Source organism: Shewanella sp. SR43-4, from assembly GCF_014163845.1.
GTDB lineage: Bacteria > Pseudomonadota > Gammaproteobacteria > Enterobacterales > Shewanellaceae > Shewanella > Shewanella vesiculosa.
The window spans coordinates 1-242 of sequence record NZ_JACJEB010000071.1; the positions used below are offsets into that span (position 1 = coordinate 1).

The 242-nt window shown below is 51.7% G+C and carries 1 rRNA gene; it reads right to left on the bottom strand.

From position 1 onward, the window contains the following. A 16S ribosomal RNA gene (locus tag H5123_RS20450) occupies positions 1-205 on the bottom strand; the annotation flags it as partial. Between the last annotated feature and the right edge of the window lie 37 nt (positions 206-242).

A 242-nucleotide genomic window follows, 5' to 3' on the forward strand; every position in this document is an offset into this window, starting at 1 on the left:
TCCCCTCCTTTCCCCCGTAGGGCGTATGCGGTATTAGCAGTCGTTTCCAACTGTTATCCCCCTCGACTGGGCAGATCCCTAGGCATTACTCACCCGTCCGCCGCTCGTCACCTCAGAAGCAAGCTCCCTTGTGTTACCGCTCGACTTGCATGTGTTAGGCCTGCCGCCAGCGTTCAATCTGAGCCATGATCAAACTCTTCAATTAAAGTTTTTTGAATCTTACGATTCGGCTCAATGAATTC